The sequence below is a fragment of the Runella rosea genome, from assembly GCF_003325355.1.
GTDB lineage: Bacteria > Bacteroidota > Bacteroidia > Cytophagales > Spirosomataceae > Runella > Runella rosea.
This window is the reverse complement of record NZ_CP030850.1, coordinates 6759560-6783555: the sequence shown is the minus strand read 5'-3', so window position 1 is coordinate 6783555 and position 23996 is coordinate 6759560. Positions and strand designations below refer to the sequence as shown.

Annotated in this window: 21 protein-coding genes; 16 read left to right on the top strand and 5 right to left on the bottom strand. The window is 44.8% G+C overall.

Annotated features, from left to right (window positions below; genetic code table 11):
* The first annotated feature begins 64 nt into the window (after positions 1-64).
* The 3 genes from DR864_RS28070 to DR864_RS28060 all read left to right on the top strand — a co-directional run bounded on the left by DR864_RS28070 (position 65) and on the right by DR864_RS28060 (position 4270).
* Positions 65-985, top strand: coding sequence for a LytTR family DNA-binding domain-containing protein (locus tag DR864_RS28070; RefSeq protein WP_114070081.1), 921 nt, complete (start codon positions 65-67; stop codon positions 983-985).
* 98 nt (positions 986-1083) lie between these two features.
* Entirely contained in the window at positions 1084-2727 is a 1644-nt protein-coding gene (pafA, locus tag DR864_RS28065; RefSeq protein WP_114070080.1) for an alkaline phosphatase PafA, read from the top strand.
* Positions 2728-2863: 136 nt separating this feature from the next.
* A complete protein-coding gene (locus DR864_RS28060; RefSeq protein WP_114070079.1) occupies positions 2864-4270 on the top strand; it encodes a tetratricopeptide repeat protein in 1407 nt (468 codons plus the stop codon).
* A 27-nt stretch (positions 4271-4297) separates the two neighbouring features.
* Here DR864_RS28060 and DR864_RS28055 read toward each other — a convergent pair whose 3' ends face one another.
* Both DR864_RS28055 and DR864_RS28050 read right to left on the bottom strand, forming a co-directional pair.
* Positions 4298-6172 (bottom strand): glycoside hydrolase family 13 protein, encoded by a 1875-nt coding sequence (locus tag DR864_RS28055; RefSeq protein ID WP_114070078.1) that lies wholly within the window; start codon positions 6170-6172, stop codon positions 4298-4300.
* Positions 6173-6253: 81 nt separating this feature from the next.
* Positions 6254-7123, bottom strand: coding sequence for an AraC family transcriptional regulator (locus DR864_RS28050; protein WP_114070077.1), 870 nt, complete (start codon positions 7121-7123; stop codon positions 6254-6256).
* A gap of 170 nt (positions 7124-7293) precedes the next feature.
* Here DR864_RS28050 and DR864_RS28045 point away from each other — a divergent pair, with 170 nt between their 5' ends.
* The 5 genes from DR864_RS28045 (at position 7294) to DR864_RS28025 (ending at position 11625) form a co-directional block, all read left to right on the top strand.
* Entirely contained in the window at positions 7294-7962 is a 669-nt protein-coding gene (locus DR864_RS28045) for an HAD family hydrolase (RefSeq protein WP_114070076.1), read from the top strand.
* 9 nt (positions 7963-7971) lie between these two features.
* Positions 7972-8361, top strand: coding sequence for a VOC family protein (locus tag DR864_RS28040; protein ID WP_114070075.1), 390 nt, complete (start codon positions 7972-7974; stop codon positions 8359-8361).
* A 138-nt stretch (positions 8362-8499) separates the two neighbouring features.
* Positions 8500-9657, top strand: a complete 1158-nt coding sequence (locus tag DR864_RS28035; protein WP_114070074.1) for an MFS transporter — start codon at positions 8500-8502, stop codon at positions 9655-9657.
* An 88-nt stretch (positions 9658-9745) separates the two neighbouring features.
* Positions 9746-10546 (top strand): DUF4905 domain-containing protein, encoded by an 801-nt coding sequence (locus DR864_RS28030; RefSeq protein WP_162794201.1) that lies wholly within the window; start codon positions 9746-9748, stop codon positions 10544-10546.
* Positions 10543-11625, top strand: a complete 1083-nt coding sequence (locus tag DR864_RS28025; protein ID WP_114070072.1) for a septal ring lytic transglycosylase RlpA family protein — start codon at positions 10543-10545, stop codon at positions 11623-11625. The genes DR864_RS28030 and DR864_RS28025 overlap by 4 nt, the downstream gene beginning before the upstream one ends.
* A gap of 127 nt (positions 11626-11752) precedes the next feature.
* On the opposite strand, the gene DR864_RS28020 is transcribed toward DR864_RS28025, so the two are convergent.
* The 3 genes from DR864_RS28020 to DR864_RS28010 all read right to left on the bottom strand — a co-directional run bounded on the left by DR864_RS28020 (position 11753) and on the right by DR864_RS28010 (position 16303).
* Positions 11753-13336 (bottom strand): complex I subunit 4 family protein, encoded by a 1584-nt coding sequence (locus DR864_RS28020; RefSeq protein WP_114070071.1) that lies wholly within the window; start codon positions 13334-13336, stop codon positions 11753-11755.
* 48 nt (positions 13337-13384) lie between these two features.
* Positions 13385-15364, bottom strand: a complete 1980-nt coding sequence (gene nuoL, locus DR864_RS28015) for an NADH-quinone oxidoreductase subunit L (protein WP_114070507.1) — start codon at positions 15362-15364, stop codon at positions 13385-13387.
* Positions 15365-15460: 96 nt separating this feature from the next.
* Complete coding sequence (locus DR864_RS28010) at positions 15461-16303, bottom strand: alpha/beta fold hydrolase (protein WP_114070070.1); 843 nt, start codon at positions 16301-16303, stop codon at positions 15461-15463.
* Positions 16304-16398: 95 nt separating this feature from the next.
* On the opposite strand from DR864_RS28010, the gene DR864_RS28005 reads away from it, so the two are divergent.
* From DR864_RS28005 to DR864_RS27970, 8 genes are all read left to right on the top strand, one after another.
* Entirely contained in the window at positions 16399-18276 is a 1878-nt protein-coding gene (locus DR864_RS28005) for a hypothetical protein (RefSeq protein WP_114070069.1), read from the top strand.
* A 75-nt stretch (positions 18277-18351) separates the two neighbouring features.
* Positions 18352-18807: a MarR family winged helix-turn-helix transcriptional regulator gene (locus DR864_RS28000; protein WP_114070068.1), complete on the top strand. Its 456-nt coding sequence runs from the start codon at positions 18352-18354 to the stop codon at positions 18805-18807.
* Between the two features lie 110 nt (positions 18808-18917).
* Positions 18918-19532 carry a YceI family protein gene (locus DR864_RS27995; protein WP_114070067.1) on the top strand — a complete coding sequence of 205 codons (615 nt, stop codon included), beginning with the start codon at positions 18918-18920 and terminating at the stop codon, positions 19530-19532.
* 145 nt (positions 19533-19677) lie between these two features.
* Positions 19678-20802: a hypothetical protein gene (locus tag DR864_RS27990; protein WP_205319173.1), complete on the top strand. Its 1125-nt coding sequence runs from the start codon at positions 19678-19680 to the stop codon at positions 20800-20802.
* A 55-nt stretch (positions 20803-20857) separates the two neighbouring features.
* The gene (locus DR864_RS27985) at positions 20858-21766 is read left to right on the top strand and encodes a DUF72 domain-containing protein (RefSeq protein WP_114070065.1); all 909 of its coding nucleotides are present in this window, start codon (positions 20858-20860) and stop codon (positions 21764-21766) included.
* 147 nt (positions 21767-21913) lie between these two features.
* Positions 21914-22414 (top strand): QcrA and Rieske domain-containing protein, encoded by a 501-nt coding sequence (locus tag DR864_RS27980; RefSeq protein WP_114070064.1) that lies wholly within the window; start codon positions 21914-21916, stop codon positions 22412-22414.
* Positions 22415-22474: 60 nt separating this feature from the next.
* The gene (locus tag DR864_RS27975) at positions 22475-23377 is read left to right on the top strand and encodes a DUF5777 family beta-barrel protein (protein ID WP_114070506.1); all 903 of its coding nucleotides are present in this window, start codon (positions 22475-22477) and stop codon (positions 23375-23377) included.
* A 38-nt stretch (positions 23378-23415) separates the two neighbouring features.
* On the top strand, positions 23416-23973 hold the full coding sequence (locus DR864_RS27970) for a YceI family protein (protein ID WP_114070063.1): 558 nt from the start codon (positions 23416-23418) through the stop codon (positions 23971-23973).
* Positions 23974-23996: the final 23 nt, after the last annotated feature.

Genomic DNA, 23996 nt, shown 5'->3' with positions numbered 1-23996 from the left:
TTGCAGTTGAAATGTGGGCTGTTTATAGCGTTATTCAGTGAAAAGAAGCCAAGTTCGTACAACCATGAAGACCCCTACCTTGATGCCTGTTACTTTACGCGCTTTTCAACACCCTCTTTTTCTCCTTATCAGCCTGATAATGGGCATAGGGCTATTCTGGTCAATCACCCTATTTAACGACTACCGAAGCGGTGCTTCGTCGCTTTTTCAAGGTGGAATAGGCAACTACTTAAAAGAGACATTATTCTTCAACGCTCTGTTTGAAGTAGTGTCTTTCCTGATTTTTATGCAGGTGGCTCCGAGGTATCTTCGTCTGTTCCGAATCACGCACATAAAACTCAACCTTAAAAGTGTGTTGATGTACGAACTCCTCTTTCTCCCCTGCATTTTAGGCTCCATTGTTATTTTCAGCCCCCTCAGCAATGGAATTAGGTATTTATTCCTCTTCTATCCTTATTACTCGTGGGAAACGTATTTTCCCACCTATTTTTTTCAGCAGAATATGTTTATGACGTACTTAAACGTCTTGCTGCCTTTTGGATATATATATCTGAATTCCAACCTATTACTGGACTATAATGAGTGGAAGCACAAAAACCTTCAACGCACAGACACCCCTGACCAGCCAATGCCATTGTATATCAAGGCCATTGAAGCATGGGACGATTTGGGAGAGACCATTCTGTCGTTACAGGACATTATTTATATTGAAGTAGAGTCCAATAACTATTTTGCGTATACCAAAGGCCGGACCTATAATATTCGTAAAAATTTGTCTGAATTGGAGGCCGAACTTAACCCTCAGCAGTTTTATCGCATCAACCGTTCGGTGATTTTAAACCTCAGTTTTCTGAAAACCTACACATTTTTAAAAAATGACAAATACATCGTTAGACTTAATGACAGCAAAACGGAGTTTGTGATGCAGCGAGCCAGGGTAAAGGAACTCAAAAAGCGCCTAAACGAGACCAGCCCTACCTCCTGAAGAACCCATCCCCAGAGAATGCTTTGTCATTTTTAAGTATTTTTAAAAACTTGCCGTAAATTCGTCCCGATTTCTGTTTTCAAACTACACCTGACGCAATGCACTATCTTAAACTTACGTTGGCAATCTTGTGCACAACTACCTTATTTGCCCAAACCAAAAAACCAACTTCATCGCCCGAAAAACTGGCCCGTCCTAAGCTCGTAGTGGGCGTTGTGGTAGACCAAATGCGCTACGACTATTGGTACCGTTATTTTGATAAATACAGCGAAGGCGGTTTTAAGCGCCTCTTGCGCGAAGGATTCAACTGCCGCAACCACCATTATCATTATGCCCTTACCGTAACAGCAGCTGGCCATGCCTCGGTGTATACAGGCTCCACGCCCGCCATTCACGGTATTGTAGGAAATGATTGGTACGACCAAAAACTAGGCAAAGGCATGTATTGCGTAGCCGACAGCACCGTTCAGTCGGTCGGAACAAGCAACTCGGCGGGCAAAATGTCTCCCAAAAATTTATTGGTCAGCACCATCACCGACCAACTTCGCATCGGCAACAATTTCCAAGGAAAAACCATCGGTATTGCCATCAAAGATCGGGGTGCGATTCTTCCCGCTGGCCATACCGCCAACGGTGCCTATTGGTTTGATAGCCGCACTGGCAATTGGATTACGAGTACGTTTTACATGAACGATTTGCCGCAGTGGGTCAAAGATTATAACGCCAGAAAACGCCCATCGGAACTGATGAAGCAAAACTGGAATACACTGCTACCCATTGAACAATACACCGAAAGTACCGCCGACGACAAACCGTATGAAGCAAAAATCGCTGGTGCCAAGAAATCCGTTTTTCCTTACGATTTGGCGGGAATAGCGGGCGATGCCTACGGCATTTTGGCAAGTACACCACACGGCAATACCATCACCAAAGAAATTGCGCTTGAAGCCCTCAAAAACGAAAACCTCGGCAAAGGAACAGCCACGGATTTTTTAGCCATCAGCTTTTCTACCCCCGACTACGTAGGTCACGCTTTCGGCCCTAACTCCGTAGAGGAGCAGGATATTTACCTACGCCTTGACCGCGACATTGCTGAAATCCTGACCGCGCTTGACAAGCAGGTGGGTAAAGGTAACTACTTGTTTTTCATTTCGGCCGACCACGCCGTGATGGATGTAGTCGAACTCTGGAAGCAAAACCGATTGCCCGCCGGTCGCCTCAACATCGGGCAAATGGTAGCCGCCGCCAAAGCCGCACTAAAAGAAAAATTTGGTGAAGGCGATTTTATTACCATCTCCGAAAACTACCAAATCTACCTCAACCACGCGACCTTGGAAGCCAAGAAACTAGAGGTAGCCGATGTCTGCAAAGTAATTCGTAAAAGACTCCTTGATTTTGACGGAATCGCCGATGTGCTCAATCTGCATGATTTGGGCAATGCCAATATCAATGATTATTTGCTCACCTTATACAAAAACGGCACGCACGTAAAACGCAGCGGTGACATTCAGATGGTCATTGAACCGGGCTGGATGTCGGGCTCATCGACCGCTACGCACGGGGCCCCGTACAATTATGACACGCACATTCCGTTGTTATTTTGCGGCTGGGGAATTAAGCCCGGCGAAACCTTTGGGCGGACTTCAGTAGCCGACACTGCCCCAACGTTGGCGGCGTTACTCAAAATTTTAGAGCCCAGCGGAAACATCGGAAAAGTGATTGAGGATGTCATGAAAAAATAAATCTTCTGACAATCAATTACATCAAATTCCTCCAAAATAGGTTGCTGAATTTAGTTACAGGATATTTTGTTAAAAATTTGACAACAAAAGATTTTTTCCTATCTTTCGAATAAGACCTTACCCATACATTCAGGATATGCAACCAGAATTCGAGGAAAGACAACCAGATTGGCGGGACTCAGTGCAGCGATTTGAGGTAATGCTTAAAAACCACGAACGCCAATTTTTTGATTTAGATGCTTACGAACATATCGTGGAGCATTACATTGGAGAAGGGAACTGGGAACGTGCCCTCCAAGCCTGTGAATTCGGTCTTGAGCACTTCCCATATTCGCTGGAATTAATGCTTGACAAAGCCCACCTGCTAGCGCAAAATCAACGATTTGATGAGTCGATTAGCCTGCTCGAACGGGCCGCGCTCTTCAACCCTCACGATTTAGATGTGCTGTTTATGCAGGGGGGCGTTTACAACATGATGGGCGAATACGAGCAGTCGGTAGAGGTCTATGAGCAAATGCTCAATTTCATTGAAGAAGACGAAAAAGACGATATTTTATTTCAGATTGGCCAAGCATACCAAAACGGCGGCAAATACGAAGAAGCCATCGAAAAGTATAAAAAAGCGCTTGAACACAATCTCGAAAATGAAAATGCGCTTTATGAACTCGCTTTTTGTCTGGAAATCACTGGGCAAATGGAGAATAGCATCGACTATTACAATGAGCTCATTGACCGTGACCCTTATTCTTCCAATGCGTGGTACAACCTCGGCATTGTTTACAGCAAGCTCGGCCGCTACGACGAAGCCCTAAATGCTTACGACTACGCAACGGTTATCAAAGAGGATTTTGCATCGGCCTATTTCAACATGGCCAATGCATATATGAATCTGGAGCGCTTCGAAGAAGCAAAAGAGGCGTATCTACACACGTTGAAACACGAGCCTCCTTCGGCTGATTTGTATTGTCACTTGGGAGCGAGTTACGAAAAACTCAAAGATTTCGGCAATGCCCTCACCAATTACCGCGAAGCCCTTAAACTCGACAAAGAATGGGATGAAGGTTGGTTTGGGGTCAGTGTGTGTTTGGCCGTGGAAGAGAAGTGGATTGAAGCCCTCAATTGTATTCAAAAAGCCATTAAACTCAACGAACACGTTGCCGACTATTGGCTGATTCAAGCCGACTTAGAATACAAAATTGGCAATTTAGTCTCCAGCAATGAGGCATTTGAGAAAGCGGCTGAACTAGAACCTGATTTTGAAGATGTGTGGCTCAAATGGTCATTGGTGTTGTTTGACCAAGGTCAATTTGACCGCGCTTACGAAATCATCCAACAGGGCATCGACGACATCCCCGACAACGCAAGCCTTTACTATCGAGCCACGGCCTATCTTTTGCACGCGGGCGATTATCGAGAAGCAATTCTCAACCTTGAAGTGGCGCTCACCCTTGATTACGAAGCCCACGAGCAACTGTATGATTTCTTTCCAGAACTGGAAAAACAGAAAGCATTATTCAAATTAATTGAACAGTATAGAAAATAAGAAAGGGGCTTACGCCCCTTTCTTATTTTACTTCAACTCCAGCACCCACGCCGTCATAGCGGGCACTTTGAAGGAAGCCAACGAAGAAATCGTTTCCTCTGTCAATGCATTCTTTGCCGTGGTAAAGCCCTGCATCCGTTCGGCAAAACGGGCCGTTTCGAGCGTAGCTGCCTCCGCATTCGTATTCATTACCACCATAATGGTCTTCTGCGCGTTGTGACGAAAATACACGTAAAATCCGTTTTGGGGAATGAACTGCGTGAATTTGCCGCTATGCAATGCAGGCGTGGTTTTACGGTAATTGGCCAATTTTTTGACAAACTCAAAGGCTTCGTTCTCACGAGCCGTCCGTCCCGAAGCCACAAATTTATTTTCGGTATCGGTCTTCCATCCTCCCGAAAAATCCCGGCGTACTTCGGCGTCGGTGGGATTTTTGAAGTTTTTCATTAGTACTTCGGTTCCATAATAAAAATGCGGAATACCGCGTGTAGTCAGCAGCCACGCAACGCCCAACTTATATTTGTTGAAATCTTCCCCGATGACCGAAAAGAAACGATCAGTATCGTGGTTCTCCAAAAACGTAACCATTTTGGAAGGGTCATGATAAAGGAAATCCTGCGCCAACGCCTGATACACTCGGTTGATTCCACCATCCCAACCAAAAGATTCTTTTAGCCCGTCGTTGATGGCCTGAAAGCTTGGAAAATCACAAGTACCGGGCTGATTACAGGCAAAAGGAAACTTTACGTTGTTTCGTACATAATACGACAACGACGCAGGGTTGGTCACCCAAGTTTCTCCAAAAATCAATAAGTTAGGATATTCGTCCATCAACGCCTGATTGCAGCGATTCATGAATGGCATATCGTTGTACTTGTACGTGTCGATGCGCCATCCATCCAACCCAAATTCTTCGGTACTCCAAATAGCGTGTTGAATTAAATAATTGGCAAAAAAGGGACTACGTTGGTTCACATCGGGCAAAAAAGGCGTAAACCAGCCATCGGTCAGGTATTTGCGGTCAATGTTGGCCCCGTTTGGGTCAGTAATCGCTTGTTCTTTGTGGGTGGTGCCAGTGTAGGAAGACCACGTATTAAACCAATCTTTCGTGGGAGGGTCAAGGTACATCCAATGGTCTTCCGAAACGTGGTTATAAACCGCATCCTGAATCAGTTTCATACCGCGTTGGTGCAGAGCCGTTGAAAGCTGTTTATAACCTGCGTTGCCGCCAAAACGGCGGTCAATTTTATAATGGTCGCTGAAGTGATAACCGTGGTAAGCTGCCTGTAAATTGCCGTGTAATTCTTTTTTGAGTTTGGTATTATTTTCAATGACAGGAGTATTCCACAGCGTGGTTACTCCCAATTCCTGCAAATAATCTAAGTGGTTTATAATGCCCTGAAAGTCGCCACCGTGCCGAAGGAAAGGCACATTTTTGTCGGCTTTAGTATCGAGCATATCGTCAAATCGGTCGTTTGACTCGTCGCCGTTGGCAAAGCGGTCGGGCATGAGCAAATAAACAAAATCCGAAGAATTAACAGGAACGGGTTTGTGGCGTTTTGCGCTTAAAACGTATTTTTGCGTGGTTTGGGTGCTTCCTTGGCTAAACACCAACGACATGGTTCCGGGTTTTGCCGCTTTGGAAATGGCCAAATCCACAAACAAATAATTTGGATTTTCAACATTATGCGTTTTGAGCACGCGCACTCCAGGATATTTGACGCTCACGGCCGCTTTGTGGATGTTTTTGCCGTAAATGAGCAGTTGAACATTGGGATTTTTCATACCTATCCACCAATTCGTGGGGTGAATACGCTGAATTTCGAGCGTTTGCGCCACCAACACAGCATTTACTGAAGCCAACAGAAGGCTTACAATCAGGCACTTAGCAAATTTCATCATAGGAAAAGTTATTTTAATTCTCAAAAATAATCAAAAAACTTTCCCATCCATACGCACGTTCAACGCATACCACTGAAGATGTTAAGATAACGAATAAAGCGCCGTTGAAAATTGCCGCCGGTACTCGCCAGGGCTTTGATGAGTGAGTTTTCGAAAGGTTCGGTTAAAATGAGAGAGGTTATTAAATCCGCATTCATAGGCTACTTCCGCCACATTTATGTTTTGCAGAAGCATTACGCGGGCATGGTTGATGCGGTAGTCGTTGACAAATTCTGTAAATGTTTGATGGGTCATTTTTTTGAAATAGCGACAAAAAGCAGGCAAACTTAAATTTACGGTTTCGGCTACGTCGTTGGGGTTAATTTCGGTTTGGAAATGCGTCTCCACAAACGAATAAATTCGACGCAATCGCTCCGTTTCCTTGGGCGGAACGTCGGGGCTATTGGCTTCCGAATGCAGCACTTCTACATCGACCGCCAAGGCCATTTCTTGCAATATCCACAGCAACGTCATCATGCGCTCAAATCCCGTTTGCGTGGGCATTTGTTGGATTTTCTCCCCCACTTTTCGTTTGGTTTCCACCCCAAACGCCAATCCCCGTTTTGACTTTTCAAAAAGCAATTGAATGGATTGCAATTCTACGTTTTTCAAAAATTCTTTACCTAAGAAATCGTCTCGCAACTGAATGACAAACTCCTCAAAATCACTACTTTGCCCGTAGGCAAAATTTAGATGCGGGATATTGGGGCCGATAAAAACCAATTCGCCTTCTTCGTAGCGCGACAAATGCCGGCCAATTTGCCGGCGGCCCTTACCCGCGGGGATATAAACGATTTCGTATTCGGGATGATGGTGCCAGTATACTCGACAGCTTTCTTCATCAGTGGCATGGTAGAGCCGAAAGGAATTTCCGACGGTCGGCTGTATTTTTTCAAATTCTAAACGTGCCATTTTGCTTATTTTGACACATAATTACAAAAAAAAGTCAATGGAGTGTTGGAAGTGGCAAACAAAATCGTAGAGTTGAACCGAAAATTGGCCGTAAATTTGTGTCATCATTAACTCATTCATCGATACTGGATGTTTTTTCGTTCCAAGAGCATCTCAATTCATAATCTATTATGTCGCAACTTGCAGTAATATTTGACATGGACGGCGTCATTGCCGACACCAATCCCACCCACAACGTAGCTTGGCGTAAATTTCTCGACCGTTATGAAATAGTGCCCACCGAAGATGACCTTCAAAATCACATGTACGGCAAGCACAACAGCTATATTCTCAATTATTTTTTAAAACGGGAATTAATGGCCGAAGAACTACTGCAATTGCAATTTGAAAAAGAAGCTTTGTTCAGAGAATTATACATGAGTATTGTTCAGCCATTGCCTGGATTGTTGACATTTTTAGCTGATTTGAAACAAAATGGGGTCAAACTAGGCATTGCAACCTCCGCCCCAGTCGAAAACTTGGAAATGATGGTGGGGCAAATCCCGTTGCTAAACGAAGTAATGAGCTCTATGCTTTCCGAAAAAGACGTCACGAAACATAAACCTAATCCAGAAGTATACCTCAAAAGTGCCGAAAGACTGGGGGTTTCGCCTTCACAGTGCGTGGTTTTTGAAGATTCCGTTTCGGGCGTCAGTGCGGGATTAGCCGCTGGTATGAAAGTAATTGGGGTAACCACGTCTCATTCATCCGACGAACTCCCACCGTGCAGTGCTTACATCAACGACTACCTGAATATGTCGTATTCGAGTGTTCTACAATTAATTAACGCAACGTTATAATCTACCCCCATGTACATCGAACACCTAGCGCTTTGGTGCCGTGATTTAGAGCGGATGCGCGCATTTTATGAATTGTATTTCGGGGCGATTTCCAACGAAAAATACATAAATACAAAAAAGCAGTTTGAGTCTTATTTTCTCTCGTTTGAGCAAGGTCCACGGCTGGAAATCATGCAAATGAACAGCATACCTGCGCATTCAAACGATGTATACGCGCAATTTACGGGCTTGATTCATTTTGCCGTTTCGGTAGGAAGTGAAGAAAAAGTAAATGCCCTAACTGAGCGCCTTCGCAGCGATGGCTACGAGGTGGTCGGAGAGCCTCGCTGGACGGGCGACGGCTACTACGAAAGTGTCGTATTTGACCCTGAGCAAAATAGAATTGAAATTACGAATTGAGTTGATGGAGTATGTGCTTTGTTTCACCAACGATATGATTGAGTCATAGACAACGAAAGGCACTTAGTTTTCAAAAAATTACACATTCAAAATAAAGAGTGCGGAGTTATCCGTATTTGAGCCTCTTTCAGTTAAAAAATGACAACCCATTTAAAAACCTATTTTACCCACAGCAGGAGTTTAGCCATTGGTGCCATTTTTGCGTCGGTGGGATTTCTGTTTGGCAACTGGGTTACCTGGATTCCGTACGTAAAGCAAAAATTTGCCCTGAGCGATGCCCAATTGGGCCTGCTTTTACTAAGTATGCCCCTTGCGTCAACGCTCACCAATCCCCTGTCGGCACTCATTCTCAACCGATTCGGGATGCGTGCTACCACTATTTGGGGGCTTACGGCCATGGCTCTTGCGTACTCATTGCCCGTCAATGTGCCTTATCTCTGGATGACCTCTATCGGGTTAGGTCTGATGGGTATTGGCATCGCCTTTACCAACGTGGCCATGAATACCTGTGTTACGTCCATTGAGCGTCAGGATGGCATCTACATTATGTCAACCTCACACGGGATGTTCAGCGCAGGCGGCATGATTGGCTCAGCACTTGCGAGTATTCTGATGGGGCTTAAAATCTCCCCTGCCCTGCACATTGCGGGCGTATCGGTACTCATTATTTCGGTTGCGTTTATTGCGCGCCCCATTGTTATGAGTATTCACGAAGAAAAACGCACAACCTCGGAAGCTCCTAAATTCGCGTGGCCCAATCGTATACTAATGGGCATGATTGCCATTTCATTTTGCACCAACGTCACCGAAGGCACCATGGCCGACTGGACTGCCGTATATATGCGCGATATTGTCAAATCAAACGACTTTTATATTGGCTGGGGATTTGCCTTTTACGCGTTATTTATGGCCTTTGGGAGGTTCATCGGCGATTCGCTCATTCCCCGTTACGGAAGTCGGAAAATACTGGTATCAGGTGGAATTTTGGCCGCAATCGGCATCATGATCGCGGTACTTTTGCCCCATACTTTTACCGCCATTCTTGGTTTTGGAATGGTTGGCGCGGGGGTTTCTTGCGGGGCACCTATCCTCTACGGTAGCGCAGCCCGAGTACCCGGCATGGCCAAAGGTGCGGGCCTTGCTGCCATGAACACGTTCAGTTTGGCAGGATTCTTAGCTGGTCCGGCTATCATTGGCTTGGTATCTAGCGCCCTCAATCTATCGTTTGCTATCGGTTTGGTGGCGATTTTAGCACTGATATGGGCATTTTTATCCAGCCGTTCCAATTTGTATTAATCTCCGACCAAAAGCAGAAAGGTTTGATAAACTTTTCTGCTTTTGTTACTTTTGGCCAATCAAAGACATAACTTTACTCAGGCCGATTTTGCTCATATCTCAACATTTTTCCTTTTCGCTTCCTGTTTGGCGTATTTTATACGATACCCTTCCTATAGAGGAGACCTCCCCACTTTTACTTTTTGAGCTGCGCGATAAAAACCAATTAAGATGGGCTGCATTTGATTGCGAAACAGGGAGGGTTTGTTGGGAACATTCTTTTCCAGAAACCACTTGGTGGACCAGTGCCATTGGCTTTTATTCGGGCATACTTTTTCTTCACGAATATACAGGCAGTGAACAGCCCGCTCCCAAAAAACTTATAGCGATAGATGCGTTAACAGGCCAACTAATTTGGGCCCTAGAAGGTTGCAAATTTGATCATACCGATGGAACAAACCTCCGAACCTCCAGAATGCGGCCTGAAAGTGCCCCAATTCTGGAAAACAGGGCCTTTAGCACGGGAGAAATTGTTGATTTGCCCTTTCCATCTACCAAAATCAACCCACCTCAGTGGCGCGCTCCTGTTACATACGAAGAGACGAATCCTTATTACCCAACAATAGCTCAATTTATTGAAAAAATTACGGGAAATATCCCTAAAAAGGCGATAAATTATGGTGAAATCTCTGGACATCTATTGTTTTTTTACTACTTTTACCCCGCTAACGCTGTTTCTTTATCCTGGTCTATATTGGTAGTAAATTCGACGAAAACAGTTCTCCTGCACGAAACGATTCTCTCGGACGTGGAGAGTGTCGCTTTCGGCGATTATTTGTATGATAACCACCATATTGTTTTATTAAAAAAAGTTGACGAAATTACCGTAATAAAATTGCCCAGACCATGATAAAGCGCGTCGGATTTTGCCTTGTAGTGTTAGGATTATTGTGGGGAAAAACGACCCACGCAACACCTTCCCGCTCTTCTTTGCCCGATTCTACCGGTAGCGAGACCAAAAACGGTCAATCATTTGTGATTCATAAAGTAGACCCCGGACAAACATTGTACGCCGTGATGCGGAAGTACAAAACGACCCTCAAAGCCATAAAGGACGCCAACCCCGGAATGAAAGATAATTTGATAACGGGGCAAGTATTACGCGTACCTTCACAAGCTCGTTCATCTGCACCAAAAACAGCCACAAAAGAACCAGAAAAAGCACCAGAAAAGGATAAGTTGGTCCTTGATTACGAGATAAAACCAAAAACGGAATCGACCGTAACCATAAAATCAGAAGAGGATAAGCCAAAACCAGAAACGCCAAAGGTAGAGGAAGAAGCCAAACCTGCGGAAGTGGCAGCTGAGAAAAAACCAGAGGATATAAGCAACACCAAACCTGTCGCAACTGTTTCAAAAACAGGCCTTCATAAAGTAGAGGGCGGACAATCGTTGTACGGAATTGCGGTTAAATATGGCGTTTTGATGGCCGATATTCGTCGCTGGAACGGTCTAACTTCCGACCAACTGCGTTCTGGTCAGGAATTGATTGTAGCCGAACAGGCTTTCCAAGACTATTTGAAGAAAAACAAATTGGACTCGGTTAAGTTGGCGGATGCCAAGAAATCAAACGCCGAAAAACCTCCAGTGCCCATTGTTCGTCCCGAAGACCCCACCAATTCAAACCTGCCCGAACCTAAAATTGCCAATACTGGCAAGCGCATTTTGGAAACAGGAGTAGCTGAGGTTTTGGAGGGGATGGATAGCAACAATAAATACCTCGCGCTTCACCGTACTGCGCCCGTTGGCTCGTTGATTCAAGTCAAAAACATGAACAACAGCCAAAGCATTTGGGTGAAAGTGATTGGAAAATTGCCAGACATCAGTGCAAACAACCGAATTATCATCAAACTCTCGGCCCGTGCGCAGGAAAAACTTTCTCCTGGCGGTCGACAATTCATTGCTGAAATTAGCTATTTAGCGCAGTAACTTCGATTACCACAATATACAAACGCCTCCCAAGTAGACCGATGTTCTCACTTGGGAGGCGTTTAGATTTTTGACAGAACCCTCAGTTGAGGTCTTTCAATCCATTTTTTTATAGAGTATATAGATGCTATTCAAATATTTTCAGCAGATGCGACACGGTCTTATCCGATAAGCTAAACAACCATCCTGGAAAAATCCCTAATGCAAACGACATAAGTACCAACGGAATCAGCATCCATTTTTCTAATCGGTTCAAGTCCGACAGGAAAGGCAATTCGGTCGGGTTCTTAGCCCAAGGTTTTCCGAAAAACATGCGCTGAAAAGTCCAGAGAAAATAGGCAGCGGCCAGTATTATTCCCAACGTTCCCAAGGCAGTCAACCACACAGGCAACCTATCAGACTGAAAACCGCCCATCAGCGTAAATAGCTCTCCGATAAAGCCCGAAAAGCCGGGTAAACCAAGGGAAGCAAAAAAAGTAATCCCTGTGATAATGGTATATAAAGGCATGTATGAAATCAGCCCGCGATAGTTGTCAATGAGTCGGTTGTGGGTACGATCGTACAATACCCCAACCAATAAAAACAACAGCGACGAAAGGATTCCGTGGCTCACCATTTGGTACACCGCCCCGTTGAGTCCTTCGGCCGTGAGCGAGGCAATCCCCAATACCACAAAGCCCATATGCGACACCGAAGAGTAGGCAATCATCTTCTTCAAGTCATTTTGGGCTAAAGCATTAAAGCCCCCATAAACAATGGAAATCACCCCCAATACGGCTAACGTAAAGGCATATTCGGCGGCGGCATCTGGAAAGATTGGGTAAGCAATTCGCAGTAAGCCATAGCCACCGATTTTTAAGAGGACACCCGCCAACACGACCGATACGGGCGTAGGCGCTTCAACGTGCGCATCGGGCAACCATGTATGAAGCGGAACAATCGGCAGTTTAATGGCAAAACCTATAAATAATAGCCAAAAAGCAAGCATCCGCGAAGGCATCCCCAGCAGTGTAATTTCACCACTCGGGGTAAGGATACTGTCGGGCAAATAATTACGTCCGTCGGTCATTAACCGTAAATCAAACGTATGAACCATCGTTTTGGCAAGTTCTGATTCATACGGGTCAATCACCGAAATATAAAGGCCAATCATTACAATCAGAATCAACAACGAACCAACAAGTGTATAAAGGAAAAACTTGATGGAAGCGTATTCACGGCGCGGCCCTCCCCACAATCCAATCAGGAAATACATGGGTAGAAGCATGAATTCAAAAAACAGAAAAAACAAAAAGAAATCCAACGCCAAAAAGCACCCCATGATGCTGGTAGTCAGCAGCAGGTACAGCGAATAATAGGCTTTTTCGCGTTTAGCGATTGAAAATGAAGAAAAAACGCCCACCATCATCACAACGGATGAAAGCATAATTAAGGGTAGACTGATGCCATCAACGCCTAAAATAAAATCAATAGAAACCGTCCCCAAACTTCCCATCGAAAGCGTAATCCAGTCGGCTTTTTCCACCATTTGAAAATCGGCGGTTTGGGTTGAAAAAAAGTAATACACGACGGCAGAAACCACTACTTGACACGCACAGAAAAAAACGGCAATCCATTTGAAAGCCTCTTTTTGGGAGTTGGGGAGCAATGCAATCACCACCGACCCAACGAGCGGATGAAAAGTAAGAAACGAGAGTAGATGAGGAATCATAATAGTACGTTAGCCAAAACCCAAAAGCGATATTTGTTGCCGATGGCCTTAAAAAAACAAAAAAATCATTAGTAAAACACCCAAAAGCATTACCACAAAATAGGATTGTACACGCCCATTTTGCAAATTTCGAATCCTGCTTCCTGCAAAACCCGCGAGCCAAGCCAAAGCGTTTACAACGCCGTCCACGACCAATTTGTCAAAGCGTCCTATGGCATGGGCGCCAATCACGGTCACATAACCCACTCCATTGACAATTACATCAACAATCTGGCGATCCATTCTATACGTCCAGTACGCTATTTTCTGTAAAGGTGCAATCAGAAACACATGCCGATCTGTTTCGTCAGCGTGTTCATTCAACCATTTCAATCCGTTCCGTATTTTCCCAAATAAAGAAGCGAACAACTTTGCAACAGCATTATGCATTCCTTGCAGCAACGTAATGAGGGAAGGCAATGGCCCCGCCGCCGTGGAATAAAAGCCACCTAACAGTCCGATGGCAACGACCAAAACTGACAGTAAAGCCACCATTCCGTGCCCCGTTTCGGCAGCCTCAACGGTAAACATCCTAAAGAACCACCCGTGGGCGGCATCGGCTGGGTTGAATGAAAACCAAATAAAAAAAGACAGAATTGCCAAAAGAATGACGGGGACTTTCATAAAAGAATCTGCATCATGCACGATTTGTTCGTGACGATATCCTCCTTGATTTTCACCGAAGAAAACCTGTTTCCACTGTCTAATTACGTAAAAAGCGGTAAGCCCTGCCGAAATTAAGCCCATCACTGGAATAGCATAAGCAATGCCTCCTGTATGTTTGGCCCACTCAAAAGCCCCAATCAAAATGGCATCTTTGGAAAGAAACCCTGAAAAAAACGGCAAACCAGCCAGCGCTGCGGCACAAATTGTATAGGCCCAAAAAGTAACGGGCATTTTTTGTCGGAGTCCGCCCATTTGGCGCGTATCTTGGGTATGAACGGCATGGATGATAATGCCAGCGCACAAAAACAAACCCGCTTTAAAAAAAGCATGGGTCAATAAATGAAACAAAGCGGCTTCTTTGGCTCCCACGCCCATTCCCATCACCATCAGGCCTAGTTGAGATACCGTTGAATACGCCAATAACTTTTTTATATCCGTCTGAAAAATAGCTTTATAAGCGCCTAAAAGCATGGTTAGGGTGCCGATGATGGCCACAACAATCAGCGCATCTGGCGTCAGAAACGGATGAATACGTCCCAGTAAAAAAATACCAGCGGCCACCATCGTTGCAGCATGAATCAGGGCCGAAACGGGCGTTGGCCCCTCCATTGCGTCTGGCAACCAATCAGAAAGGGGAAATTGGGCTGATTTGCCAATGGCCCCACAAAATAAAAATACGCCTATGGCCGTAAAAAATACGGAGGAGCCTCCTGAAAGAACGCCATCCCGATGGTTTAAAACAGAAAACTCCGTTGTTCCAAATTGCCAAAACACCAACAGAATCCCAATCAAGAAGCCCGCATCACCGATACGGTTCAACAAAAATGCTTTTTTTGCCGCCCAAACCGCCCGTGGTCGCTCGTACCAAAAACCAATAAGTAAATAAGAAGAAAGACCCACCAATTCCCAAAATACGTACATTAGCAACAGACTGCCCGCCAACACAATTCCCAACATTGAAAAAACGAAGAGTTGTAAAAAAGCAAAGTACCTCCAACGCGCGGGCTCATCGTGCAAATAACTTATTGAGAACAATTGAACTAAAACCGCGACAAAATGCACCACAACCAGCATCATAAGGGTTTGATTGTCCACCAAAAAGGAAAGCATGATGGGCTTACCGTTCATAGAAAACCATTCGACCAAATAAACCTGAGATTGATTGAGTGCTTGATTAAATACCCCTAACGAACCACCTAAACCCATAAGAGTGAGGGCGATACCAACGTATCCAGCCCAATTATTAGCCCGTTTTCGAAAAGAGAACAAACCAATAAAACCAAGAAAAGGGAAGACAAGAAGTAAAATTAAATAAAGAGACATTCGGGTTGAGGCAAAACCTTTTCGGCAAATATCAGGCAAATCGGGTGTTTTTACAAAAAAGGGCGGCAAGGATTACACTCCGAAGCCTGCTTTTATTTAATCCGTCGCTCTTTTGATTCCTTCAATAATCAAATCGGGGTCGCTCCAAGGAACAAAGTGATTCATGTTTTCTTTCCAAATCGTAGTCACTTTCACGTGCGGCAGCTGACGCTTGATAAACTTTGCATTATCTGGCGCTACTAGCACATCCTTTCCCCCTTGCACCACCACTACAGGACAACGGATTTTTCCCCAGTGAGGGGCCATTTTTTTTAGTTCCTTTTCTAAGGGCAACAATTCATCATTGCTGCTTCTAAAAAAAGACGGGATTGCCCAGCGCAATGGCGTGTATCTCAATGGATATCGATACCAGTTGGAAGGCTCCAAGGCGGGGTCGACCGAGCCTGCCACAATGACCAGCGATTTGATGTACTGAGGATACATAATGGCGGCTTCTGCGATTACGGGGCCGCCATATGAATGCCCCACTAAAATAATGGGTTGCGATTGACGTTTTAAGATGGGCAACAAAGCTTCCGCTTGATTTGATAATTCATCTTCTGCCCCTTCTGCTTGTGACTCCCCAAAACCTGGTCGATCTACCGCCAATAAATGGTAATGGGCCAATAAAAAGGTATCTTTCAAAAAAGATTTAAAGTTGTCCCAAGAACCTGGAGAACCATGAACAAATAAAATCGGCTGTCGCGATGAATCACCCACCTCAATATAATGTAACTCCCGACCCAATGCCTGATAGAAATGGCGTTTGGGCTGATAACGGCTTTGGGAAAAATAGCTATTTATCTCCTTGTCAGTCATTCGACCAGTAAGACAGGACGACACTACCACCGCCAACCCGTACAAAGAGCCAATGATGAGGAGCATTTTTCGGTATTTCATGGGTATTTTTAATGGAGTTGTCTATGCGATAACTTATTTTTCATTTATTTAGTTAAAATTGAACAAAAGAATATGGAATTCTCGTACGTATTCCGATGATTTACTGCGGAAAAAACATACTATCAACGCTTATATTTAGCCTCATTTTGTTAGAAGCAGTGGGGCAGAGAGTTCCATTGGATAGTATTTCAAAAATTCGCATTGATGCTCCCACCGCCAAAGACACCGCTTTTGGCATCAAGGCCAAAAAAGTAGTTCCCAAAACCATCTATAATTTTCTCTTTCGGGATATTTATAACAGTACTACTTCAGGAAATACCATCAGCGAAATTGAAGAAAACCCCCATAAAGTATTTGAAGGACGCTGGATTCGAAAGATTTACGTACACAGTGCAGATGTGTTTGGTTACAGCGTCTACGATACACTTCGCGGGCCTGACAACTGGCTCGACCGTACTGGCAACCGATTTCATCGCAGTACCCGAGAATGGGTGATCCGAGACAATTTTCTGTTTTTTGAAGAAGGAGATCTTATTGAACCCGAAAAAATCAAGGACAACGAACGCTACTTACGACAGCAGGGGATATTCCATGACGTGCGCATCGTCATTATTCCCTACAAAAATGCAAAAGACGCCGTCGAAGTCCACGTGTATACGCAGGATGTTTGGTCGCTTTTGCCCGATGGGTCGGCCTCGGGGCTGAATAATTTTTCTATCGGCTTAGAGCAACGAAATTTTCAGGGACTTGGCCATTCATTAAAAAATTCGATTGCTTATAATGCCAACGAACCACGTCAACGATTGGAATACTCGGGTAGATACATCATTCCCTCCTACCGAAAAACGTTCATTACAGGTCAGGGAATCCTGAACCTCCAACGCGACCAAAAACAACTAGGCTTTAAAGTATTTAGGCCTTTTTTGACCCCCGAAATGAAATATGCGGGCTCAATCGAAGCTGGATACAACGATTTACGCCTTTTTGAATTCACCACCGACACCCTCACGGGGCGTTCGGTCCGGAATTACTTCTGGTCGCAGTATGTGTTATTTGATGCATGGGTTGGACGTTCGTTTAAGATTTTTTTTGGCAATGACCAACTCCGCGAACGCGCTCGATTTGTGGTAGCCTTGCGTCATTCGCGCCAAACATTTTACAACCGAGGGAAGGCCGTCACCGACAGTACCAATCAACTTTTCCAGAATACACGCCCCACCCTATTCAGTTTTGGATTCTCCAACCGCCGCTACAAACGGGATTTACTTATTTATGGCTTTGGTCGAACAGAAGACGTACCGCTGGGCGAAATGGCAGCTTTTATCTATGGCAGCGACCCCGCCGAGTTAGGCACCCGAAAGTACGTTGGCCTGAAGTTTTCTAAGGCTCGGTACATGAAGGCGGGCTATTTATACAGTTTGGTTAATCTGGGCACCTATTTTAAAGGCGGAACCACAGAGCAGGGGGTTTTCAGTACCGAAAACAACTACTTTACACCGTTACACAACTTGGGGCAACGTTGGTACGCCCGGCATTTTCTAAATGTAAAATTTGGTTGGGGCTTCAATCGTTTCCAAAATGAATATTTCAATATCAGTGGAAATGAAGGGATTCAGGGAATAAGCAGCGACGAGCTGCGGGGCACGCGCAAATTGGTCGTTGGCGTAGAAAGTGTCTTTTTTAGTCCTATCAATTTTTTAGGATTTCGGATGGCTCCCTTCGTATTTTCAAACCTCGGTTGGACTTCTTTTAAAGGAGAGCCTCTTCTTACCACCCGTCCTTTTCATGGATATGGCATCGGTTTCAGGTTCCGAAACGAAAATCTTACATTTAATACCTTTCAAGTTCGGCTAAGTATTTATTCAGGCATCCCTGATATTGGACAGCCATTTAGGGCTGGTTTTGAGGGAGTTACTCCACTTCGACTCAAAGATTTCGACATTTCTGCGCCCGAAATAATTCCTTTCAGATAATTTTTTTCAATAAATGTATTGACATATAATGTAAATACATTTATATTTGCAGTGTCAAATTTGAAAAAAGGATTTATGTCTATTGAAACCGACATCAAACAGAGTAAGTTCAGAAATGCTTACCACAAAATGGCGCTCAACTTGATTTATACGACCAGTTGGTTGAGCAATGGTCAGGCTGCTCTCTTGAAACCGTATGATTTAACGACGCAACAGTACAATGTATTGCGCATTTTAAGAGGTCAGCACCCAAATCCAGTCAGAGTGAATGATATTATTGAGCGGATGCTTGACAAAATGTCAAACGCATCACGTTTAGTAGACAAACTCTTGGCCAAAGGATTGGTAAAGCGCACCGAATGCCCGCGTGACCGCCGTGCTGTTGATGTGGTCATTACCGACGATGGCATGAAAATTCTGGCGGAATTGGACGCCATGCAGGGAGATTGGGAAAACACCCTTCTGAATGTTACGGAAGAAGAAGCAAATCTGCTAAGTGACATTTTGGATAAGCTTCGCGGTTCTGTTTAATTTTCCAAAACAGAACGGTCATTAAAGTATTTTATTAAAACTATATAAAATCCATCAACACAAACGTCTTTTAACTTAATTTTTTAAACTTTTAAATACCACGAAGTAAAATGAAAACGATCAAAATGTTTGCAAGTGTATTAGTAGCCGGTATGATGATGATTAATTCGGCAGTTGCAACGGAAAAAACAGCCTCTAAAAAAGCCGTTTCGTACAAAGTAGACGCTTCTAAAAGCGTCGTAAAATGGCACGCTAAAAAAGTAACAGGCGAGCACAACGGAACCGTAAATTTGGCTAACGGCGCATTGACCGTTGATGGCACTAAAATCACTGGAGGTTCTTTTGAAATCGATATGACAAGCATCAAATGTGCAGATCTTACCGATGCTGGTTACAACGCTAAATTGGTAGGACACCTTAAGTCTGATGATTTCTTCTCGGCAGAAAAACACCCTAAAGCAACCTTCAAAATCACCAAAGTAGAAGGTTCGGGCGCTAATTACACTTTGACTGGCGACATGACCATCAAAGGAATTACCCAAAGCATCTCTTTCCCTGCTACCGTGAAAGCTGACGCTAAAGGAGTAACCGCTAATGCAAAAATCACGCTTGACCGCACAAAATGGGATATTCGTTATGGTTCAAAATCATTTATCCCTAACATCGGCGACAAAGCTATTTACGATGATTTCGCCATTGATTTGACACTGGCTGCCGTAAAATAATTGCTTCAAAAGCACATTTCGTACTTCTTCAAAACCCCGTTCTTCAATGAGCGGGGTTTTGTTTGTTTCAAACGTACTATTTTTTCGGGATAGGCGTTATTTAATCAAGAAATGCAATCCGCCTTTACCGCTAACTGCACACTTCATGAAAAGCTTATTCTGCCTATTAACAGCCCTTTCAACTTTTTCTTACGCTCAAGCCCAAACTTCACCCGCAACGGAGGAAGAGGACGACGATTTTGTGTGCCATTATTTTGGCTACAAACAACTCCAAACACCCAAAGAAATTTGCAATTACCTAAGCTTTCGTTCTAATCAACACGCCGAGGAGGTAGTGGATCAGATTTTGAGGCAAGTAGGTCTGCTACGAAACTTTGTAGTGGTAGAGTGCCCCAATACCGAAAACTGCTTTGCAACGGTGGTGGATGGACAGCGGTACATTGTGTATGATGGTGCTTTTATGAAACGCGTCGAGAATGTCACGCAAACCGACTGGTCGGCCATCAGTATTGTAGCCCACGAAATCGGCCATCATTTGCAGGGGCATACCATCGACGGCAAAGGTAGTCGCCCCCAAAAAGAATTGGAGGCAGACCGCTTCTCTGGCTTTGTCATGCAGCGCCTTGGGGCTTCGCTTGAAGAGGCTTTGGTAGCCATCAAAACCCTCGGCGACGACAAGCCTACGTATTCTCACCCTGCGAAGGCAACCCGCGTAGAAGCCATACGCCAAGGATGGGTAGATGCCGCTGGGATACTGTCAAACGCTCAAAAACCAAACTCCTCTGGTCCACAGATTTCGAATCGTACTCCGCAGTCTACGGTACCTGCCACACCCTCCCGCCCAGTGGCAGTCTCAGCCACTCCCGAAGAACCCGAAGATGAAAATGTAGGATGCGTGGCTGGAAATTGTGATAATGGACTAGGAATTTATGTGCACGAAAGTGGCGAACGCTACGAAGGTGACTTTCGGTACGGTAAACGCCACGGTACGGGTGTTCAGTACTATCCAGAAGGTAAAATGAAATACAAGGGAGATTTTCGAACCGACCAACGCACGGGATACGGAGCCTACTATTTCCCCAACGGCGATAAATACGTGGGGTTGTTTCAAAACAACCTTCCCCACGGCAAAGGCACTTACTACTACGCCGATGGAGATCGTTTTGTGGGAATTTACGAAAATGGCAAACGCAACGGCCAAGGCGCTTTCTATCACCGCGACGGACGACGGGAGGCGGGGGTTTATTCGGAAGATGCTCGGGTAAAATAATGTGCTGTTTTCTTCCTCCGCATTTTCTTAATTTGCGGCAGATTATACGTTCATCATGGATTTTGGGAAAGTAGACGATATTTCAAAAGTTAATTTCAACTTACCGCCCGACCACCCTTTTACTGGTCAGGTGCTACCTTCTTTTAAAACCTCTGAACCACCACGTTGTTATATCGGCCCTCCCATTTGGGCCAATAAAGAATGGGTCGGGAAAATATACCCTACGACGGCGAAAGAAAAGGATTTTTTATACCACTATACCCGTCAGTTCAACACGATTGAACTAAACGTTACGCATTATCAAATTCCCTCGGAAACCACCATTCAGCGTTGGGTAGACGCGGCGGCTCCGGGTTTTCGTTTTTGCCCCAAATGGCCCCAATCCATCAGTCATGAGTACCAACTCAAAGGTTGTGAACACTTGAGTCAGGAGTTTACCTCATCTGTTTTAGGGCTGGGAGAGCATCTAGGTACAACCTTTTTACAGCTTGGTCCCGCTTTTGATACGTCTCAATTTCACACTTTATCCGCTTTTTTAAAGCAACTTCCACCCAATTTTCCCATTTCGGTTGAGTTTCGTCACCCCGATTGGTTTTCAAATGAATCTATTTGGCAAAAAACCATCGAAATGCTCCATAAACTGGGCATGGGTACTGTGATGTCGGACGTTGCGGGCCGTCGGGATGCGTTGCACATGAGCCTTACTTCTCCCACCCTGACCCTGCGTTTTGTAGGCAATGAACTACACCCAACCGATTTTACGCGGGTCGACGCCTGGGTACAGCGCCTAAAGGGCTGGTATGCTCAAGGCCTCCAAACAGCTTATATTTTTGTCCACTGCGGCGAAAACATCAACGCCCCCGAATTGACCAAGTACTGGGTCGAGCAACTAAACCTTCACTGCGGGCTATCGCTCCAACCTCCTCACATCCGCCCCAAAGTAATCCAAGGTTCGCTTTTTTAAGAAGACCTAAAGCTCGATTCTGCTGTTTACAAAGCCTTTATCCTCCTCCGTGTAAAAAAAAGCGTACTCAACGCAACCGGAAACGGTTTAAACTCGTAAATGCCTGTACAAACATATTCTTATCACAAAACAAACTTTTGGGTTAACATGAAACAGACAACCATGAAAAGAGGGCAATTCCTGCGCGAATTAGGGCTTAGCAGCAGTGCACTGATGGCTTTTTATTGCTTAGGTACAACCATGACCGCCTGCTCTTCGGGCAGTGATGACCCTACTCCAACTCCGACAACCCCGACAACCTCTGCCGGTTTGACTGGCAACGCTGATTTGAGTAAAGGAGCAATTAATTTCACCTTAAACTTAACGAGCACCGACTTCGCCACCCTTAAAACAGTAGGTAACTTTGTAACGGTAGGAAGCGTAATCGTAGCCAATGCCAAAGGAACCATGGTTGCCCTGTCAAAAGCCTGTACCCATGAAGGAACAACCGTAGGCTACCGCTCGGCACAAAACGACTTCTTTTGCAGCAATCACGGGTCAGAATTTAGCACGACGGGTGCCGTAGAAATGGGCCCCGCAACCAAAGCTTTGACGGTCTATTCGGCCAAATTAAGCACCGATGGTAATACATTGACCGTTAGCGCTTAAACGATTCATTTCTATCATTGCGTTCCCCAAAAAACAAGTAAAGACCCTAACTAAATGTGTATGAAAGCACTTGCTTCAGTAGTTACCGCGTTGTTGTTGATGAGTACAATTGACGTAAAAGCGCAGGAAGATTTAACAAAAATGCTCGAAGAAAACGAGCCTAAAACAACGGATTATACAACGGCCACTTTCAAAGGGACGCGTATTATCAACGGGCATTCTGTGGAAACCGTCAAGAAAAATCACTTGGACTTTATCATTCATCACCGTTTTGACCGTCTGAACTCAGGGGCATACAATCTTTTCGGACTTGATTATTCCACCATTCGTTTGGGATTTGAATACGGTTTGACCGATAATGTAACGATTGGTTTTGGGCGAAGCAGTGTTCAGAAAACCTTTGATTTTTTGGCCAAAGCCAAGCTTCTTCGACAGTCGACGGGTACTCGAAACATGCCCTTCTCAGTAACAGCATTTGCGAGTACGGTCATTGAAACACTGGATAAAGACCTTTCGACCCAAGACAAAACGTCTTATTGCACTCAACTTTTGATTGCCCGTAAGTTTAGCGAACGCTTGTCGTTGCAGCTCAATCCCACGTTTTTGTACCGCAACCGCGTGGCGACTGCCGCGCAAGAACGGGCACTTTTTGCGTTAGGATTTGGCGGGAGAATGAAACTCAACAAACGTTTGTCTTTGAATGCGGAGTATTATTGGGCATTTCGTGAAAAAGACCTCGAAAATGCCCTTGGCGACCCGTACGGCAATTCGCTCGCAATCGGTGTAGACATTGAGACGGGTGGCCACGTGTTTCAACTACACTTCACCAATTCCTCGGGCATGGTCGAAAAGCAATTTATCGGAGATACTTCGGGTAGTTGGGGCAAAGGAGACATTCGCTGGGGTTTCAACGTTTCAAGAACGTTCAGTTTTGACAAACGCGCCAAAGGAATGATGAAATAGCTTTTTTTCTTTACTTAATGGGTTAAACTTACTATGCCATGAAAACAATCATCATCATTTTATCCATTTCTTTCGCGTCGCTTGGCTACCTAAATGCTCAGAATTTGTATTCAACGAGCAACGGGGAAACGAGTTTTTTCTCGGAAACACCCGTTGAAAACATTGCGGCAGTGAACAAATTCGGGCAAGCGATTCTCAACACTTCCACCAACGACATTGTGGTGCAGATGAACATGAAACAGTTTGATTTTCCGAACAAACTCATGCAGGAGCATTTCAATGAAAACTACATTGAATCGGCCAAATACCCCAAGGCGGTCTTTAAAGGAAAAATCAACGAAAAGATTGATTTCACCAAAAACGGCACCTACGACATCTCCGCCACTGGCGATTTCAACCTCCACGGGGTGTCTAAACCACGGACATTTAAAGGTAAAATCACCGTTGCACAGGGCTCAATCGGGCTTACGACAGATTTTGAAGTGGCCTTGACCGAGCACAACATTGAAGTACCAAAGGTGGTCTTTATGAAGATTGCACAGACGATTCAAGTGAAGAATAAGTACAGTCTCGCCCCCTACGTTAGTAAAAAATAGGATGTATACAGTGTTTGCAATTC